At 77.7% G+C, this 570-nt stretch carries 1 pseudogene; it reads right to left on the bottom strand.

The annotated features are described in order from the left end of the window. Window positions 1-337: 337 nt before the first annotated feature. Window positions 338-570, bottom strand: a pseudogene (locus tag C1I99_RS34435) (hypothetical protein); the annotation flags it as partial.

Genomic DNA, 570 nt, shown 5'->3' with positions numbered 1-570 from the left:
GCTCGGCGCCCCGCCCGGCGTGGTGCCCCGCTTGCCGCGCCGCCCGGCGCCGGTGCTCACGAGGTGTGGGTCAGGACCTGGGTCCTGGTGCAAACCTCTTGAGCACCGGAAGGTGACGGGCTACGGCGCGGCGGAAAAGCCGGGACGGGAGACGGTCGGCGGATCGTGTCGAGCTGCCCGCATGGATGGCGGCGGACGGGGGCCACCGGCGGTCCCACAGACGGGGCAGCTCGACAGGGCCCGCGTGGACATGTACGCCCGGCTGCTGCCGCACCGAGCAGCATCGGCGGCAGGCGTTGCCTAGGCGGTCAGGCCCAGACGGCCCGGGCGGTGGGGCTCAGGCGATGCCGGCGGCGGGGTGCGGAGGGCCGCCGTTTGACGACGGCGAAACGCGCTCCACGGCGGCCTGCGCTTCGGGCATCGACGGGCGCCTCAGCAGGCCGGGGCCGGCGGCGGCCGGCGGACCGACGGGCTCCAACCCGGCCGGCGTGCCGGGGACGGCCGGGTTCAGCGAGCCGGTCGGCGCGGCCGCGCTGGTCGGCCCGTTGCCGCTGCGCCCGTCGGCGGTGG

This window comes from Micromonospora deserti (assembly GCF_003236335.1).
In the GTDB taxonomy this organism is placed as follows: Bacteria; Actinomycetota; Actinomycetes; order Mycobacteriales; family Micromonosporaceae; genus Micromonospora; species Micromonospora deserti.
Note: the sequence above shows the minus strand (reverse complement) of the source record. Positions and strands in the feature narration are given on the sequence as shown.